The sequence below is a fragment of the Spartobacteria bacterium UBA695 genome (assembly GCA_002298145.1).
In the GTDB taxonomy this organism is placed as follows: Bacteria; Verrucomicrobiota; Verrucomicrobiia; order Chthoniobacterales; family Chthoniobacteraceae; genus UBA695.
In genome coordinates, this window is sequence record DBMP01000017.1 from 128,861 (window position 1) to 145,949 (window position 17,089).

Sequence of the window (17,089 nt, forward strand, 5' to 3'; positions counted from 1 at the left end):
TAGGAGAGCTCTGCTGCACGGCGCTATAGTCAGCATCAATTCGATTCTTTCTTATGAGTTCACGCAAAAAAATAGTCATCATCGGTGCGGGGAGTTTGTTTTTTGGCCGGCAGGCCATCTGGGCCGTCGCGCATCTTCCCGGGTTGCGCGGTTGTATCTTAAGCTTGGTGGACATCGATCCCTGCCGCCTCGAAAAACTCACGGCCCTGGCGAAGATCGCCGCTGCGGATTCGGATACGGTGATTGAAAGCACGGATGATTACCGCACGGCCTTGCGCGGCGCGGATTTTGTGGTGCTGAGCTTTTCCAAAAAGAATTCCTATTACCGCCGGATTGAATGCGAAGTCGGGGCGAAATACGGCATTCGCTCCTGCTCGGGCGACACCATCGGGCCGGCGGGCATCTTCCACGCCCTGCGCGAATTCCCTGCCATTTTGGAAATCGCCCATTCTGTCGAGGAGATTTGCCCCAACGCGTGGGTAATCAACTACGTCAACCCTTCCGCTGCGATGGGCATCGGGCTGATGCGGCATTCGAAAGCCAAGAGCTTCGCCCTTTGCGACACGCACCACATGCCGGCCAAAAAGGAGAGCTATTTGCAGTTGATCGGCGAGGATGTCAGCGAGATCGGCCATTTCGACATGCGTATTGCCGGGGTCAATCACTTTACCTGGATGCTCAAAGCCGAACTCAACGGACGCGACGTCCTGCCCGACATCCGCAACGCATTCTGGCGCGATTCGATTGGCGAAAAAGACGAGGGCTATGCCAAGGGGCGGTTCAATAACTATGTGACGGGGCAGCTTTCGGACGTGTTCGGAGCGGTGCCGACCTGCACCGGGCATACCAAGGAATATGTCCCCTTCTACCAGGGCCGCTCGCCGATTCAGGAAAAAATCCCGCCGCTTTCGGTGTTCGATTGCGACGAACGCGAGGAGTGGACCCAGCGCGTGTGGGAGGAGATCGACGACTATATTTCCGGCAAGCGCCCCATCGCCGAATTCCATTCCAGCATCAAATCGGACCACGCCACGGATGTAATCCAGACCATGATTGTTGAAGACGGCCGGACTTACTTCATCAATCGCAGCAACTTCGATAATACCGAGGATGGCGGACGCGCCGTAGACAATCTACCGAACGACTCGTACCTGGAACTCGAATGCCGGCTGGACCGCAACGGGCCGCGTCCCTTCAAGGCCGGGAGCTTCCCGCGCGGCCTGCTGGGTCTGCAATACCTCATCCTGGATATTCACGAGCTGACCATCGAGGCCATCATGAAGAAAAACCGGGAACTGCTGGTCCGCGCCCTTTCGATTGATCCCCTGGTCAATTCCATCGCCACGGCTCAGACGCTAATTGACGAGATCTTCGAACTGGAAGCCGAGGCGCTTTGGGATTGGCCCAAGACTGAAAATAAACAAGAGAACGCCCCGCTCGCGGGAGTTGCCGGTCACCCCGGCTTAAAACTATACTAACCCCAACTGGCTCTGATACCCCCTATGGAAACGATTCCGCTTCCGATCGCCGGAAACGGGATCGTTTCCCCTGAAATAACTCTATCTAACGGTTAAGCAATAAATCGATTGTTTGCTGGTTTCGGATGCAGGAATGTCAGTTGCGCACCCCCCCAAATCAAAATACCCCATGAAAAACCACGTTTCACCCTCCGCTCCCAATCGTAATGCGGCGTTTGTCACCCCTCGTTCGGCAAATTCAAGGCGGGCCATTGTCCCGCTGATCGGGGCCATGCTGACCCTTTGCGTGGCGGCCCAGGCATCCACCATCACATGGGCCACGACAACGATCGCCGGGACCTCCACCAGCGGGGCGGGATCGTTCACCTCGGCCTACAACTGGAGTTCGGGTGTGCTCACGGGCTCGGATACCGCCTACTTTACGGGCGGCTTTACCAACTCCAGCGGCACTACGCTTTCATCATTCACGGTCAATGTGACCGGCACGCAGAGCCTGGGTTCCATTTATATTGATAACCTCTCCACCGCGACCAATCTCTCCTTCACCGGGGGGACGCTGCTGTTAACCAACGGCGGTTCGGTTCAGGATTATGCCTCTAGAGGTCAATATGTGAATTCGGCCGTGGTAATTGCCCCCGAGAGTTCCACCGGCAACGGTTCCTACACGTTCCTTTCCGGCGGGAAACTGGTGTTTTCCGGCGGTGTCAGCGGCGGGACTACCAGCGGTTCCATTACCCTGAACCTCACGGGCGCGGGCACTACGGTAGGCAGCAACTCAAGCGAAGTGGAGGGAATAAAGAACGGCGGCGCTGCGGGCGGGGTCTCCGTGGTAAAGAACGGTTCCGGGACATGGTATTTGACCGGCACCAGCACTTACACGGGAAGCACCACGGTCAACAGCGGCACGCTTGCGATTTCCGGCACGGTGGGGTCCCAGGCCAATACGGTAGTCAACGCGGGCACGCTCCTCCTGGACTGGAGCGGCGCGGTATCGGCATTGGCTAACACGGTGACCACGGCCACCAATGCCATCAACAGTGCATCCGCCCTGGTTTTTGGCGGCGGCGGCACGGTGGCACTGACCGGTTCAGCGGGCGCAATTAACAGCCAGACATTCAACGGCACGGTGCTCCAGGGGGGCGCATCCGCCACAGTGACGACGAGCGCGGGAATCGGGGGGAATGTCGTCCTGAATCTTGGGGCCATTACGCGGGCTGCTGGAAGCGCGCTGAATTTCTCCAACCTTTCCTCGGGCACCATTACCACGACCACCGCGAACACCACGGGCTCCATCCTGGGCGGCTGGGCCACGGTGGGCGGCACGGCTTGGGCCGTCAGCGCCGGCAACGGGACGACAGCCGGTGCGGTTTCAGCCCTTTCAACCTATACGAACAATACGTGGGCCGTGGGCAATAACACTGCGGTTACTATTAGTAGCTCGGTGGCGGCATCCGCCACCACCAATAGCCTGCTCTTCAGCACCGCTAGCACAGTGACGTTGAATAGCTCCGGAACTGCCGTGATCGCCAGCGGCGGTATTTTAAAGAGCAGCGCGGTCGGCAGCGGCGGCACTATTACCGGAGGCACCCTCACCAGCGGCAACGGCAAGGATCTCATCGTCAACAACTACAGCGCCAACGGCTTTAGTCTGTTTACGACCATTGTGGACAACAAATCGATCTCCATCGGCCTGACGATCAACGGTCCCGCGGCATCGTTATTTGGCGAAGTGGGGTATGTCAGCATCAACAAGGCCAATACCTACACCGGGGCGACTTACATCTCCAAAGGCGGCCTGCAAGCCTTGGCTGTCAACACACTACCAACTTATACGACGCTGGCTTTCGGTTCGGTGGCCTCTGGTGTGACGGACGTCTTCAAGCTTAACGGCTACAACCAGACGATCGGCGCCCTGGGGGCCACGGCACAGACCACCTCTGGAGCCGGTGGAGCGATTGCCATTTATAACGGCGCCACAACGGCCGGGACGGCCACGCTCACCATAAACGGGCAAACCTATGTCAATGGTTCGCTGGACAACACCGACAGCACCTTTGGCGGAGTGATCTCCGACACCAAGACCGGTGCGATTGCCACCGGAACGGCATTGGCAATCACCAAGACCGGCAATGGGAGCACTTTGACGCTCACGGGGTCCAATACGTACTCGGGGCCGACCTCCGTTCAAGGCGGCGTGCTGGCTTTCAACTTAGCGGCCAGCGGCACCAACGCCCAGGCGCTGGGCTCAGGCAGTGTGGTCAATATCGGCGCGGTCGCCACCAGTTCCGGCACCCTTCAATACACCGGCGCGGCGGGAACTTTCGACAAAACCATTTACGCTCTGGGCAATGGCCTCAACACCGTCAAGAACAGCGGCAGCGGGCTTCTGACGCTTTCTGGATCAGTGGTGAAGAACGGCACGATCCTAGTTTTGGATGGCGGTGGCAGCGGCATCAATGTCACCGGCACGATCAGCGGCTCCAACTCGAACTCCGATCTTTATATCACCGGAGGCACCACCGCGCTGAGCTCCGTGAACACCTACAACGGTCCCACTTGGGTCTACGGCGGCGGCGTTCTGGTCAATGGTGTCAGCAACGCGCTGCCCACGACCACCGCCCTGATTTTGGGCGGGACGGACAACAGCAACGGCGCGTTTGATCTCAACGGCGGCAACCAGACCGTGGCGGGCTTGACCGGCACGGGCAGCGGCTCCAAGACGGTGACCAACAACGGCCCTGGCATCTCCATCCTGACGGTAACCGGCGGCGGCAACTACTCCGGCGCGATCACCGACGGCTCCGGTACGACGGCGCTCTCCGTCAGCGGCGGCAATCTTGTTTTGGGCGGTGTCAACACCTACTCCGGAGCGACCGCTGTTTCCGGCGGAACACTGAGCGTCATCGGATCGTTGGGCAACAGCGCCGTTGCCGTTTCCAACACGGCAACGCTCACCGGCACCGGCGTGGTCAACGGTACGGTCGTCAACAGCGGGACGATCTCGGGCGGCCTGACCTTCAACAACAACGTAACCATCGCCAGCGGGGCCACGGCTTCGGCTAGCGCCTTCAATGGCGACATTGTGGACAACGGCACGATCACCAGTGCGCTTAACCTCCACAGCGGCAAGACCCTCAGCGGTTCCGGCTCCGTGACCAACACCGTCAGCGGCACCAGCGCCACGATCAACGGCAACGGGCTGAACGTTGGAGCCGTCACGCTTTATGGCGCCAGCACGCTTTCCGGCCACAACATCGCCAGCAGCGTGACAGTCGTGGGTGGCACCACATCGCTCACCGGCACCACCAAGTCCACGAGTACGCTGTCGGTTTCGGCCCAAGCAACGTTGGCGAGCGCCAATGGCACCATCGATGGCAACGTGGCCGTCAGCGGCTTGTTCAAAGGTGCCAGCACGATCACCGGCAACCTCTTGCTGACCAGCGGCACCCTGGCCCCGGACATCAACTCCGGGCTGACAACCGTCGGAGGCAACTTCACCATGGATGGCACTTCCAAATTGCAAATCGTCGTCAGCGGGACAACGGCGGGCACATCCTATAACCAGGTGGTGGTCAGCGGCAATGTCACCCTTGAAGGAACACTCGATCTTTCCAAACTCAGCGGCTTGACCTTGGGCTCCAAGATCACATTGATCGACAACGTCAACGGCGGAACGACCAGCGGATACTTCGCGACGATTCTCACCAGCGGCTCCACTTATACCGCCACCAGCAACGCCAACTATACGTTTGCCGTGGACGGCACCGAATACCTCTTAAACTACGCCGCCAACACGGGCGGCGACGGCTATAACAATGATGTGACCTTGACGGTGGTGCCTGAACCGGGTACTTGGGCGATGCTCGTGGGCGGCATCGGAATGATGGCCTTCGGTCAGCGCCTCCGCCGCAAAGCGATCAAGTAACCAACATCGGGCGCCCCCGCCGGTTGGATAAACCGGCGGTGTAGGCGCCCTTATCCGAAATTTTCCCCCAATCCATGAAAGCCGGAACCGATCCCCGTTATGGATTCACGCTCCTGGAGCTGATGATCGTTGCGGGCATCATGGTGCTCTTGTCCGCGCTGGCAGTTCCGACAGCGGGTAAACTGATGGGGGCATCGAGGCTTTCACAGGCAGCCCAGTTGCTTGTCAACGAATTGAGCCTTGCGCGGCAGCAAGCAATCACCCGCAACTGTGAAGTCGAGATCCGGCTCTATCAATTTGCCGATCCAGATGTCCCTGGGGAAACGCAGTTCAGGCCCACTATGGGAAAATACCGGGCGCTTCAATCCTTCAACATTCTGGAGAGCGGTTCGGCCGCCGCACTAGGGAAAATCCATCGACTTGCGACGTCAGTCGTAATGGACTCTGGAGCCCTATCATCTATTATTGCTTTGTCCGGGGCATCTCCCGCGGTTCCCACATACACCACCGGCGATGCGCTTGGCCTATCCATTCCGAAGGTTGGAACTCAATACAACGCGGTCTGTTTCCGTTTCCTTCCGGATGGTTCCGCGAGGCTAAAACCGCAAACCGGGAGATGGTTCTTGACGCTCCACGGGAGCGATGCCGGAGATGGGCTGGCCTCTCCGCCGCCGAACTTTTTCACCCTTCAAATCAATGCACTCAACGGACACATTCAAACCTTCAGGCCGTAATATGAAGCAAAGCCTCCGGGTGCGGCGCGCCGGGTTCAGCCTCGTCGAAGTCACGATGGCTATGGGCATTTTCGGGTTTGCGTTTGCAGCAATCATTGGCCTGATCCCGATGGGGTTGAGCAACTTCCGCCAAGCCATGGACGCGTCGGTGGGGACGCAAATCTGTCAGCGCGTGATAAATGACGTTCAGCAAACGGATTTCGACACGCTCACGGGTGGCAGCCAGGCGGAACGTTATTTTGACGAAGAAGGCAACGAAGTCACCCAAAGCTCCAAATACGTCTACCAAGTCAAGATCGTCGTCTCGGGAACCACCGCAACGCCCAATGCGGCAGCTTCCTTTTCCAGTCTCGCCACCGTGCTAATCCAGATTACCAATAATCCCGCCCATCTGACGCCGGGCACGGATCCAACCACCGGTGCGTGGAGCGATTCCCGGCTTTCCATCTCGTCTTATCCGTGCATGGTCTCGCGCAACAAATACACCGCTCCATGACCCACTTTGCGACCATTGTTTTCCGCCGAGGGTTTTCATTGGTCGAAATCATGGTTTCGATCTCCGTCCTCACCTTGATTCTTTTGGTACTGGTATCGCTGACGGATTCCGTCCGGCGGACGTGGACCTACACGACCGCCAAGACCGAACAATTCCGCGACACACGCGAGGCGTTCGAGGCGGTTACGCGCAAGCTCAGCCAGGCAACGCTCAACACCTATTTGGATTACGATTACCCGCTGACCACCGACGGCAAGGCCGACACCACGCAACTGCCCACCCGCTACGCGCGCCAATCCGAACTCCGGTTCATCTCCGGATCGGCTCAGACCCTAATTGGCTCAGGTTCTTGCACAACACACGCCGTATTCTTCCAGGCGCCCATCGGTTACAGCGAGAAGGCGGACTATTCCGAGACGCAAAAGCTGCTTAACACATGCGGCTATTTTATCGAGTGGGGGGATGATACCGCGGCGCGTCCGGAATTCATCACCGCGGCCATCGTCGCGTCGCGCTATCGCTTCCGGCTCATGGAAATGGTGGAGCCGTCGGAATCGCTGACCCTTTACAAATATACGAGCGGTTACCCGGGGTATGCAGGTACGGAGTGGTTTACCACCGCATTGGGGCGCTCATCCAGGCCCGTACAAGTCCGCGCGGAAAACATCATGGCATTGGTTATCCTGCCGAAACTGGCTCCCGAAGAGGACTCCACCGGAGCCAAGCTGGCTCCAACCTATAGTTATGATTCCACCGTGGCCAATCCAGAGGCCTCGCTCAACTCCAAAAACCAGCTTCCGACGGTCCTCCAAGTGACGCTGGTGGCGGTGGACGAAGCTTCCTTTAGCCGTTACCTGGGGAGCAACCAAACCATGCCCGACCTGGGCCTCAACACACTGTTTACCAACGTTGGCGATATCCAAAACCCGGCGAACGCGGGTTATGCAAAAGATCTGCAAACGCTGGAAACCACCTTGCGCAATTTGAAGTTGAACTACCGGATCTTCACGGCCAATGTGAGCGTTAAGAACGCCAAGTGGAACCGGGAGCAGATCAACTAGAGCGTTTTCCGTTCATGACCTTCCCCTATCAAAACGAGCTTCCCGTTGTCTTGAAACCGCAACCGAAGCGCCCAGCTTCCGGCATGGCGTTGATTCTAGTCCTGACGTTCCTTGTCCTCATTTCCATGATGATCACCGCTTTTTTTTCAGCGGTCAAGACGGAGCTTTCCGGTGCGAACAGCTATGCCAGCAGTGCGTCGTCCAGGCAGTTGGGGGAATCCGCAGCGCAATTGTCGATGGGCATCATCCGCCAGGCCACCACTGCCACCAACGCATCCGGCAACCTCGCGTGGGCTTCGCAACCGGGGATGATCCGCACCTACGACGCTTCGGGCACTCCTCAGGCGTATTATAAACTCTATTCGTCGGATCAGATGATCGTCACAAGTTTCCCATTCAATCCCTCGGGGGAATGGGATAGCGATTGGAACGGCAAACCGGCTCAATACACCGATCTCAATGCGCCCGTCATTACCGACAGTGGCACGAGCTACCCGATTCTCAATCCATCGGCTCTTTCAGCGGTCAAGGGCGGATCTATCTCAATCCCCTCAACCTTCAATTCCACCCAGTCCGTTTCGGCAATCAATAACAATGCTCCGATGCCCGTTAAATGGATCTACGTGCTCAAAAACGGGCAGTTGACCACCCCGACCGGCATCGATTCGACGGGAAAAATCGCCTCATGGAACAGCTCGGCGAATTCCCCCTCCAATTCCAACCCGATCGTGGGCCGCATCGCGTTTTGGACCGACGACGACACATGCAAAATCAACATTAACACCGCCTCGGGAGATGTCTGGTCCGATACGGCGCCGGATGCGGGCCAGCCAGGCAACCCAGGGTCTTTCTGGGATATTCCGCGCACCTATTCGCCATTTGAGAAGACCTACTTTGCCCAAAACCAACCGGCTAAAAATGAATTTCAGCGTTATCCGGGCCATCCGGCCACAACCTACCTAAGCGCCGTCTTCCCGAGCCTTACCGAAGCGGATATTTACCAGATCACCCCGCGGGTAGCCCCCGGGGGATCGGTCGGAGGCACCGTGGTTACCGGGAGCGCCATCACCATCGATACCAATCGTCTCTATTCATCCGTGGACGAACTGCTCTTCACACCCACGCTAACAGGGACGTTGCGTGACACCAATCCAGTGGTATCGGGAAGCGTCCTTCGATCCGCCGAATTCTTCCTTACGGCCCACAGCCGCGCTCCCGAAGTCAATCTTTTCAGCCAGCCGCGCATTGTGATGTGGCCGGTCAGTTCCAATACCACCTCCCAATACCGAACCCATTATGACAGTCTCATTGCCTACTGCGGAACATTAAACGGCACTCCATATTATTTTCAACGCGGCGACAGCACCTCTGCAACGGCCGATCTGCCGCCCTCTGCTACCGCCACCGGCATCGGTCGCAATCGCGCATTGATCTCCTATTTGCGAAAACTGACCAGCCAGGCCATTCCCGGATTCGGCGGAACCTTTCTCGCCAAGTATCCGCAGGACCGCGACGAAATTCTCACCGAAATCTTCGATTACATCCGCGCCACCAACGCTCAAGATCCCGTTTTCGTCGGGGGAAATACCTTTGCCATCAGCGGAACCGCTAAGGCTGGCGTCACCGGGCAGGGCCAGGTTATTCCGATCACCGATACCAGTCACGACGATTCCAATACCGAGACGCTTCGAGGCTTCGGGCGCTTCCCCACCGTACGCGAGGCCACCCTTCTCTTTGTGGGAGTTGGTCAAACCGCCGTCCAGACCAGCGGATCAATTTACAAGAGCATCCCCCCCGATGCCAGCCAAAACCCCGCGACTGCCATTGCCAATGGCAAAACCCGGGTGCAAGCCGCGTTTCTGCTGAATTTGTTCGATCCCAGTCAGGGTTACGGCGTCTATGTTCCTAATTTCAAAGTGCGTGTCAGCAACCTTAATAACTTCACATGGAACAGCTCGGCCATGGGGTTCGCCTCCTCCGTGATAGTTCCCATAACCAAGTGTTACAACGGGCCGATCTTAGGGGGGTATATGGGGGCATCCACCTTTGCCGTGGCTTCTGGGACATCCGTGGTTAGCAATTACATCGATCTCAATACCGGCGGCACCTTCTCCTTCGCCGGTGGGGATGTCAAAGTGGAGATTCTGGACAGCACTGGGAACACCGTCTTGCAAACGGGCACCATCAACTTTCCTGCATCTGCCACTATATTTCCCGTTCCCCAGTTGGCGCCACAGCTTGTGGATTCCAACCTGCCCAACTACTATACCGACTTCCGAAGCCTGACGACTTCCACCAATAATTATTCGACTTCGGGCACTTTCGCGCGATTCACCGGGGCCTCCAACACGAGCGTCGGGGTAGGCAACAGCACCAGGATATTGCTATGCAGCCAGGATGTTGTGCGAAGCGTCGTGGCTAACACGGATTACCGTTTGATAGCCGCTCGGCAGGCCGTCCCCATCAGCTTTTTCAGCCCGGCCCAAAACTATTCAAACTCATCCGTCATGCAAACACACAGTATTTCAGAGTGTGTCAACGGCGGTGCAGCATATCCCGCCGTCGGCTGTTTGTATGGGAAATTCGTTCCCGACGCGGATTACTATCAGCCCTATAATAGCGCGCTTACCTTCACGGTCACCGGCACTGCTGCCGACAACCTTCAACTCAAAGTAAGTTCTCCAAGCTCCGGCCAACTCGCCTACGCGGGTCCCCGCGTTTTTGGAATGAGCAGCAGCAGTTGCGTCCCCGCCAACGGGGTTTACTCGGGCACCAACGCCACCACCACTTCGGGTTCCTTGAGCTATCCTCCGGGCGATTGGGATACAGGCATCTCATTCATCTCTGACGGCCCCTATATCAACAAAGCCGACGAGGGAAGCACCTATGCCATCACCAGTGGCAACCAATACCCATACTACGACAATATCAATTATTCCCAAGGCGGCGGCGTTACCTTCTTCTCTCCAAATCGCCAGGTTCCCTCTCCGGTTATGTTCGGTTCATTGCCTACAGGTGTCTTCTCCAATCGCCCCTGGCAGACCCTCCTCTTCCATCCCGCTCCAGCCAGCACGTCGGGAACCCATCTCGGCGCTCATGCCCCCATGGATCACCTGATGCTCGACCTCTTCAATATGCCGGTCGTGGAACCCTATGCCATCAGCGATCCCTTTTCCACGGCGGGAAAGGTCAACCTAAATTGCCAGATTGTCCCCTTCACCTATATCAGCCGGAGCACCGGCTTGCGAGCAGTGCTGCGATCCGAACAACCTATGGTATTATCGAGTACTGACACTAGGAATTACAAAAGAGCGACGAATTTTGGCTCGAAACGCAACTTTATCGATTTGGATGAAACGCTGAAAGGGGTTCAATCCCGATTTGATTCGAACGATATCTTCCGGTCGGCCAGCGAAATCTGTTCGCTCTATCTCGTACCTCAAGGGAAAGCCTACGCCAATATGGGAGCGTTTTGGACCGGCAATCTCCTCACCGGAGACAACGTCCGTGAACGGCCTTACGCCAACATCTATCCACGTCTGACCACCAAATCGAACACCTACACGGTTCATTACAAAGTACAGACTCTCAAAAAACTCAAAATGACCGCTTCTGCCCAATGGATCGAAGGCAAAGATGCCGTGACCTCTGAATACAGGGGTTCTTCGACTTTTGAACGCTATCTTGACACCGGAGATACTTCCATTCCTGACTATGCAACGGCCCCCAACCCCGTCCCAATCGATGTCTTCTATCGCTTCCGGACTATCGAAACCAAGCAGTTTTCTCCTTAAATATCGGGGAGGATTGGGTATTTACGGGATGTGCCAGTTGCTTTCTTGACAGCGAGGTGGCCCGGATGGTGTATTCGCATCCGCTTTTCCTGGAGGCTGGAGAAAAAGAAGAAGTCATTGGGGTAAGCGGCTTTTCCTCGGAATTCACCCGGGACGGCAGCGGGATTGCCTCGCTGGACTTTTCCGTGCGCATCCAGCATGGCGGACGCCGGGAGACATTTTTGCTTGGCGCTCCCAACAGGGCGGCAGCAAGGGACAAGGAGATATTCTTCGCCCTTAAAGCAGCGGATGGGAGGAGGCCCTCCAACGATTCAAGGCCGCCGCGGCCGCTCCTATAAAAGCGGTCGCCACGGTCGGCAACCTGCTCCGGGATGTGCAATGCATTGCGGGGTTGCGACCCAAGACACTTGCCGATTCTTCCAAAGCCCTCAGGAAGATTGTTGCGGACATTTTTGAGATTGATGGCGGGCGGGAGAAATTCAACCCGCATACGGGAGGGAGACAGAACTGGGTTGGAAAGGTCGAGCGCCATCAAATTGGCGGACTTACCCCAGAGAAAATTCAAAGGTGAAAACTGGATTTTCTGAAGCAGGCCGGTGATGACCCCATCAAGCAGCGACGCGCAAAAATCAGCGTGAACTACTTGCTGCGGCAGGCCAAAAGTCTTTTCTCAAAGAAGGCCATGCGATTTCTTACCGTCGAATTGCCCAGCCCTCTCCCCTTCGATGGGGGCCCTTGAGCTGTCGCTCCGGCCTCTCGTTCCGGGTTTCGGGGTGCCATGAAAAAGATCAACAGCATTCATTCCATCCGCTCCTTCAACCTCAAATCCAAGCAAGCACAGGATCTCCTGGTGCGTATCCGCCCCCGGAGCATCTCCAGCAAACCCAACCGCAACCATCGTTCCCGCAATCAAATGCTCGCCCGTTAACCATCATGAAAATCATCCTCATTCATCCCAATAACCGCTTGCGAACCGGCCTTCGCCGTTGGCTCGAAAAGCATACCAACCACGCCGTTTTGTTGGATACATCCAAGGTGTCCAATCTAGCCAAGGAGATCGCTTGTTATGAGCCTGATTTGGTTTTTCTGCCAGCCCCAGAAGCCGACAAGCCTGCCATCGCCTCCTTTGATCAAAGCGGTAAGTATTTTCCAAATCTGCTCTTTGTGCTGCTGCCAAAAACAAAAGACGCAATGCACTCCATCCCACAGCTGGTCGCCCACGCGGAAAACCTGCTGCGGGAGCTTCCGCCGATTCCAATCCGGGAGCCCGAAGAGGGGAAGCTCATTGTTTTTGCCGATCCCGCCCTCAAATGTAAAAATTCAGAGGAACCATCCTCCAATGGTTTTACAGATGAGGAAAACCACAATATCCAAACCATCCGATATATTCAGCAACTCCAAGTCGCGCTCAGCGACGAGCGCCATGCCAAAGCCAAACGCTATCTAGCCCTCCTGCGTCGGGATTACCGCCGGATACGGAATCTAGTTACCAGCGGGATTTGCTCGCGCGCGAGCCAGATCGCTCTGCTCCGAGACCAGATTGGCCGTTGGATGACAGTGCTGGCTCATTATATTCCCGGCATCGAGTTGGAGCATTGCCCCAAGGCGCAGCCCATCTCTACGGCGATCCGATACATTCATCATAGGATGCCAGCAACCTACCATTACCCGGTGGCTTCCATCCTCATGAACCAAATTGAGCAAGATATATGGGGACACATATTGCAGGTGGTTGTCCCCAATGAAGCTGAACCCGATCCCGCCGGCCTTGAACTTCGTCTACTTGGAATTAATGAGTATCTCGCTCAGGTCACCGAAGCGCAGATATTCGCCTTTGAGCAATTCCTGGATCTGAACTCCGAGTTTCACACGACGGATCACCTTTCGCTTCGAACCCGCCAACGGCTCGCTACCTATTTCCGATTTTGGTGCTTGGATCTCATCTGGGCCGATGAAATCTCACTTCCGGTGATGGTCAAAGAGGTTCTTAACGGCGCACTGATACTGCCTAATACCCCGGTAGTCGCCCCTTCGTTCCGAAAGTTCCTCGAAATGATTGCCTCTTACGGGGAAAATCGACGGAGCTTCTAATAACCGCGTTGGCGGGCATGGCTGTCGCCACCCGCCAATGCGTCAGTGATTCCAGCGAAAGAAGCCTTTATAAATATGATTTACTTAATTTGGTTTGCCGTTGCGCTCTGCATTGCAGGAAAAATCATCAAGCTGCTTTGGCGCCTGACACTAATCTTTCTGGCCGGAGTCGAACTCTGCACCATTGGTTTTGCCCTCTTCATCCTATGGTACTTTGGCTATGACGTTAAAAAGATCATTGCCGACCAAAGAGGGCGCGAGTGATTGTCCTCGCTCCCCCTTTGGAATTCCCCTCCACGCCGTAGGGGGGAACTCTGGGTTATTCTGACTGTTTTCTGCTCTGCATAGGTCGGATAGGCGAGAATATTAATCCCCATGTAATTTTCCCTTGTCGTCTAGTTGATCTGCCCCAGAAAAGCCCGGATGAATCCAAGTGTGTTGTGTTTCTATGTCGTCGATTAGTAAATCACGTTACCATCTTTTTCTCTCTGGATTGTGCCTTCTGAAGACTTTTATGGTGATCCAGCGGTGAAATTCGGATCACATCTTTAAATTTCGGCGTCCAGTTCCCGGTGGGGTGCCCTTCATCCCGCTGCAAAATTTTTCAAAGGATTGTCGTTTTGGATGCGTCTTAGGTGTTAAAAGAACGCATGGTCGTCCCCCCAAAAGACATCGAAACCGAGGAACTGGTGAGCTTGGCTCAAGGGGGCGACCCGGCGGCATTTAATGAACTGTTTGAGCGTTTTTACCCTATGATTTACGCCTTCTGTTACCGGGCCTGTCTGCACACGGCACAGGCGCAAGATCTTGCGCAGGAGACGCTCATCAAGGCCACGCGGTCCCTGGGAACTTACCGCCGCGATTCGTCGTTCAAGTCCTGGGTTTACCAAATCGCCACCAACACCACGCGAGATTGGCTGCGCAAACAGGCGCGGGAGGAACGTCTTGCCGAGGCTGCCGCGGATCAGTGGATTGCGGGCTCTCAGGGGCCGGAACCCGAGCATGCGCGCTTAGCTGAAGCGCTGGGAGGGCTGCCCGATGATTTGCGGCTGGCGATTGTGCTGACGTTTTACGAGGGGATGAGCCACGCGGAAGCGGCCCGGACGCTGGGCTGTGCAGAGACCACGGTTTCGTGGCGAATTTTCCGCGCGAAACAAAAACTGAAACACTTTCTTTCCCGGGAGGATCGGCCATGAAAGACACGGATCTCCACAGACTGATGGGCAAATTGACGGTTCCGCCCCTGGACGAAGCCGCGCGGGAAAAGGCGCGCTATCGGGCTGCGGTGGCCTTTGCCAATTCGCCCGCCACTCCTGCCCATGAGCCGTCGCCCATCCGGTGGCGAAAATATGCGGCCGTCGCCATGGCGGTGCTTTTCATTGCGATGGGTTTATGGGTAACCCTGCGCCCTCATTCCGCTCCCAATGCCGACGCTCAACTGCTCGCTGAAATGGAAAAGCTGTTTCCCGGGCAGCTCGATGGCGTGATTTGCTCCAACGGGAATGTGGACCTTGATATTGCGCAGAGAACCTCCGGGGCGAACTCCAAACAGGCGTTGGCGCTTACGCTGCGACGAGGCAAGCAGATCGTGCGCGTGCTGGGATTTAGCGGACGGGAAGTGCGCGTGAAGTTGGGCGGAAAGCTGTGTGCTTTGGAGCCGCTGGTCACCGGCGATGGAAAGATCATCGTGCAGGGGACCGATTTTGTCTGGACGGGCTCCCAGCCGATCCATATCGCGGGCTATCAACTCGAAGCGCGGACCCTTTCGTTATGAACCCGATAATACTAGGTACAGTGACTCTAATCATGTCCCTGGGAACAGTGCCTGTGAACGATAGCAAAACCCCGGCGTCGTTTGATGGGTTTGGCGGCACATCCGCGTCCATTGCGATCGAGATTTTGCCGGTAAGCCTCAACCTTTTGGCCCCGGTGGAAATCCGGGCCGACCTGTACCAAAAAGGGCAGACACTTTTGGCTCCCATCCAAAAAGAAATCGAAGTGGCCCAGCCTTCAGTATACGAAGGCTGCTTTGGTAATCCGACGTATGTGTTGCCGCTGATTTGCTGGCAACTGCCGATCCCGGAGGTGAAAAGAGAGACGCAATTTGTGGCCCGGTTGCGGACGAAATCCGGCGACGGTCCTTGGCTCTCCTCGGGACAGATTTATATCACGGCCTATCCCCGGGATTTCGTAAAAACAGCTCTTGCTGCTGTCTGCAAAGCCAGACCACTGCGCCTTTTGGGCGAAAGCTCACGGCTCCACGCCTTTTTCAAAGCGCAGAACGTCCCATTCGAGACGGCGGGGGAGGGGCTCAATGCACTCCCCGCGAATGGCGGCCCGGAGATTTATTTTATCGAATCCGACGCCGCCAACCTGACCGATTGGCTCGCCGCCAATCCCCATTGGAAGGGGAACCTCGTGGCTTTCTGTCCCGATGCGCCGCTGCTGTCCGGGGTGTTTGTCACCAGGCAGGACGGGTTGCACTTGGCAAAAGTCACGTTGCCGCTGCTCGACTCCCTTTCCTCCAATCCCCGCAACCAAAAGACCTTTTTGGAAATCCTCGAAACAGTCAACCACCCGTAGCTTATGAAACGATTGCTTATCCTCTTATTCGCCCTTGCGGCATTGGCCCCGGCGCGCGCCGCGGAACCGCTCACCGCCGCCGTGCTCGATTTCCAAACCTCCGGCCCGGGGTTTGACAAAAAGGGAGCCGAAGCCGCCGTGCTGCTCAACGCCAAACTTTCCAGCGATCCCAACCTCATCCTGGTCGAGCGCCAGGAACTCGACAAGGTGTTTGGCGAACAGGAACTGGGGCTTTCGGGCAACGTCACGCCTGAAACGGCGGCGAAAGTCGGCCAGCTTACCGGTGCGAAAGTGATTATCACCGGGCGGATCTTCGGGGCCGATAACAAATATTACGCAGTAGCCAAGATTATCGGCACCGAGACCAGCCGCGTTTATGGCGAAACGGCTCTGTTCTCTTCGCTGGACGCCCTGGACGGCGCGATGGATCAACTCGCGCCCAAGATTCTCTCCACGATTGATAAACGCGCCGACACGCTGGTCGCCAAGGTCGAAGATCCGGCGGCCCGCATCGAGCGGCTCAAAAAACTGGTCGCGGGCAAAACGCTCCCCAGTGTCAGCGTTCAAATCGCCGAACAACACCTTTCCCGGGCCGTCGCGGACCCCGCCGCGCAAACCGAAATCAAATTCATTTTGCAGCAACTCGGCTTTGAAGTGGTGGACGCTTCCTCGGGCAAACCCTCCGATGTGGTGATCAGCGGCGAGGCATTCAGCGAGATGGCCGGACGCCGGGGCAACCTGGTTTCCTGCCGCGCCCGGGTGGAACTCAAAATCACCCGTCCCGCCACGGGAAGCCTGCTTTTGGCCGACCGCCAGACCGGCGTGGCCGTCGATCTCGCCGAAAACATGGCGGGCAAAAGCGCTCTTCAAAATGCCGCCGCGAAGTTGATCGACCGGATCGTCCCCGCAATCACCGCCCGTTGATCG

At 56.7% G+C, this 17,089-nt stretch carries 14 protein-coding genes; 13 read left to right on the plus strand and 1 reads right to left on the minus strand.

Annotation, left to right across the window (positions count from 1 at the left end):
- Positions 1 to 53 precede the first annotated feature (53 nt).
- The 6 genes from B2828_RS11420 to vccA all read left to right on the plus strand — a co-directional run bounded on the left by B2828_RS11420 (position 54) and on the right by vccA (position 11,488).
- Positions 54 to 1,478, plus strand: a complete 1,425-nt coding sequence (locus B2828_RS11420; RefSeq protein ID WP_479633871.1) for a family 4 glycosyl hydrolase — start codon at positions 54 to 56, stop codon at positions 1,476 to 1,478.
- A 169-nt stretch (positions 1,479 to 1,647) separates the two neighbouring features.
- Complete coding sequence (locus tag B2828_RS11425) at positions 1,648 to 5,403, plus strand: beta strand repeat-containing protein (protein ID WP_479633872.1); 3,756 nt, start codon at positions 1,648 to 1,650, stop codon at positions 5,401 to 5,403.
- A 74-nt stretch (positions 5,404 to 5,477) separates the two neighbouring features.
- Positions 5,478 to 6,137 carry a Verru_Chthon cassette protein D gene (gene vccD, locus B2828_RS11430; RefSeq protein WP_479633873.1) on the plus strand — a complete coding sequence of 220 codons (660 nt, stop codon included), beginning with the start codon at positions 5,478 to 5,480 and terminating at the stop codon, positions 6,135 to 6,137.
- 1 nt (position 6,138) lies between these two features.
- Positions 6,139 to 6,633, plus strand: coding sequence for a Verru_Chthon cassette protein B (gene vccB / locus B2828_RS11435; RefSeq protein ID WP_479633874.1), 495 nt, complete (start codon positions 6,139 to 6,141; stop codon positions 6,631 to 6,633).
- A complete protein-coding gene (gene vccC, locus B2828_RS11440) occupies positions 6,630 to 7,694 on the plus strand; it encodes a Verru_Chthon cassette protein C (protein WP_479633875.1) in 1,065 nt (354 codons plus the stop codon). Before vccB ends, vccC begins: the two co-directional genes overlap by 4 nt.
- Before the next feature lie 83 nt (positions 7,695 to 7,777).
- Entirely contained in the window at positions 7,778 to 11,488 is a 3,711-nt protein-coding gene (vccA, locus tag B2828_RS11445; protein WP_479633876.1) for a Verru_Chthon cassette protein A, read from the plus strand.
- Here vccA and B2828_RS11450 read toward each other — a convergent pair.
- A complete protein-coding gene (locus tag B2828_RS11450; RefSeq protein ID WP_479633877.1) occupies positions 11,460 to 12,053 on the minus strand; it encodes a hypothetical protein in 594 nt (197 codons plus the stop codon). The genes vccA and B2828_RS11450 overlap by 29 nt on opposite strands.
- Positions 12,054 to 12,266: 213 nt before the next feature.
- Here B2828_RS11450 and B2828_RS11455 point away from each other — a divergent pair, with 213 nt between their 5' ends.
- The 7 genes from B2828_RS11455 (at position 12,267) to B2828_RS11485 (ending at position 17,086) form a co-directional block, all read left to right on the plus strand.
- The gene (locus B2828_RS11455) at positions 12,267 to 12,416 is read left to right on the plus strand and encodes a hypothetical protein (protein ID WP_479633878.1); all 150 of its coding nucleotides are present in this window, start codon (positions 12,267 to 12,269) and stop codon (positions 12,414 to 12,416) included.
- Between the two features lie 5 nt (positions 12,417 to 12,421).
- Positions 12,422 to 13,579 (plus strand): hypothetical protein, encoded by a 1,158-nt coding sequence (locus tag B2828_RS11460; RefSeq protein WP_479633879.1) that lies wholly within the window; start codon positions 12,422 to 12,424, stop codon positions 13,577 to 13,579.
- 75 nt (positions 13,580 to 13,654) lie between these two features.
- Positions 13,655 to 13,843, plus strand: a complete 189-nt coding sequence (locus B2828_RS11465; RefSeq protein ID WP_479633880.1) for a hypothetical protein — start codon at positions 13,655 to 13,657, stop codon at positions 13,841 to 13,843.
- Between the two features lie 386 nt (positions 13,844 to 14,229).
- Positions 14,230 to 14,775 (plus strand): RNA polymerase sigma factor, encoded by a 546-nt coding sequence (locus tag B2828_RS11470; RefSeq protein ID WP_479633881.1) that lies wholly within the window; start codon positions 14,230 to 14,232, stop codon positions 14,773 to 14,775.
- On the plus strand, positions 14,772 to 15,353 hold the full coding sequence (locus tag B2828_RS11475) for a hypothetical protein (protein WP_479633882.1): 582 nt from the start codon (positions 14,772 to 14,774) through the stop codon (positions 15,351 to 15,353). Before B2828_RS11470 ends, B2828_RS11475 begins: the two co-directional genes overlap by 4 nt.
- 53 nt (positions 15,354 to 15,406) lie before the next feature.
- On the plus strand, positions 15,407 to 16,162 hold the full coding sequence (locus B2828_RS11480; protein WP_479633883.1) for a hypothetical protein: 756 nt from the start codon (positions 15,407 to 15,409) through the stop codon (positions 16,160 to 16,162).
- 3 nt (positions 16,163 to 16,165) lie between these two features.
- The gene (locus tag B2828_RS11485; RefSeq protein ID WP_479633884.1) at positions 16,166 to 17,086 is read left to right on the plus strand and encodes a CsgG/HfaB family protein; all 921 of its coding nucleotides are present in this window, start codon (positions 16,166 to 16,168) and stop codon (positions 17,084 to 17,086) included.
- The last annotated feature ends 3 nt before the right edge of the window (positions 17,087 to 17,089 follow it).